The following is a 1,549-nucleotide window of genomic DNA, read 5'->3' as shown; positions in this document are numbered from 1 at the left end:
TTTTTTGCAAACTAAAAGGGGCTGCTACACGTTGTTGATACGTGCAACAGCCCCTTTTTGCTGAGGATATTGCGAACGGTGGGGACGAGAACTATTTCCCCGCGGTGAGCTGCTCGTACATCTGCATGAGGGCGGCGACGCAGTCGGCTTCGGTCATCTTGATGGGGAAGCCGTAGGCGCGCATGACGGCGCGGTCGTTGGCGCGGTGGGCCTCGCGGAGTTCCTTGGGCATGAGGACTTCGTCGTAGAGGTCGGCGAGGCTGCTGTCCGGATAGAGCTCCCGCGCGTCCAGGATGGCTTGCGCGGTCTTTTCGATGGCGGCTTTCTGTTCCGGCGTGGGCGTGGGCCAGGGGAAGTTGTTGTAGACGATATCCTTAGAGTAGCGATAGTCGCTTTTCAAACGACCCGCAACGGTTCGCATCCAGGCCATGTGAACGTTGGATTCCAAGATGCCGAAATGATAAAGTGTAGCGTCCGGCATGAGTTTGACGAGATTGCTGCAGAAAACAGAACCATCCATAAAACCGAAGGGAACGTAGCGTCGCCGCTCAGATGAAACTTCCGGTATTACGATATAATTGCCCGTGGGCATATTTTCCGTTTGAAAGCGGGTCGGGCTATCCGCTAATTTTTTTGTGCTGCTACGTCTGCTTTGTGAACGAAAAAGTTGAACATTTTTCACACGCTCCAGACAATGAGGCATGTTTTTCAATTCGCGTGGCGAGCAATCACCTAGCCAGAGACAGTAACGCGGCTGGCGATGGAGAAACTCCTGTGCGCCGTACCATTTTCGGAAATACGGCTTGGCAGCAGGTTCTTTCTGGAGGAATGCTTCCATTTCTTCCTTGGTAAAAAGATAGTTGCCGTCGTCAATCGGTTGATTGCCAATGCCGATAGCTGGAACCTGACAGAGTGGCTTGCTTCTGCTCTCGACAAAAACGTCTGCGGCATCTATCAGGTAGGCGTTAATGTGCGTGACATGCTCGCTTTGTCCACCCGTGAAGATGGTGCGGCTTTTTGCTGTGCCATCATAGCTGAAGCCGACGATGACACAATGCACATGGGCTTTTTGCTTGCTCTCGCTGTCCCAGATGAATGTGCGGTGAGCGAAATCGATATGGATGCCCGCGGTGAACAGCGGCTTCCAGAGAATCGCGACGGAATCGCCCTGCGAAACAGAGTTCGTCGAGACGAAAGCCGCATGGATGCGTGTACCTTTCATGTAGTCAGTGGCTAGTTTATACCACGCGCAGACATAGTCGAGGTTGCCGTAGTTTTTCCAACCATCGAATACCGCGGCCATGTCTTGTTTTTGCGCGCTGCCGGCTTTCATCAGCCGCGCACCCACGAACGGCGGATTGTACTTTATCTGTAGTACCACAACGTTGAACCCTCAGTCTACAAGGATTGCTAGGTGGAATACGTATAGCCTAGGTCAGATTCCACAGAGCCAAAGTATAGTACATCTATATGTAGTAGTAAATACACGGTTCCCTTCTGGTATTGACTACTACATATAGATGTACTACTAGGCTGATAAGGGAATCTG

Annotated in this window: 1 protein-coding gene; it reads right to left on the bottom strand. The window is 51.8% G+C overall.

What is annotated here, in order from left to right:
- Positions 1-91: 91 nt before the first annotated feature.
- A complete protein-coding gene (locus tag F599_RS14575; RefSeq protein ID WP_019543969.1) occupies positions 92-1,381 on the bottom strand; it encodes a type IIL restriction-modification enzyme MmeI in 1,290 nt (429 codons plus the stop codon).
- Between the last annotated feature and the right edge of the window lie 168 nt (positions 1,382-1,549).

Origin of the sequence: Selenomonas bovis DSM 23594 (genome assembly GCF_000381005.1) — a bacterium.
Taxonomy (GTDB): Bacteria; Bacillota; Negativicutes; order Selenomonadales; family Selenomonadaceae; genus Selenomonas_C; species Selenomonas_C bovis.
Note: the sequence above shows the minus strand (reverse complement) of the source record. Positions and strands in the feature narration are given on the sequence as shown.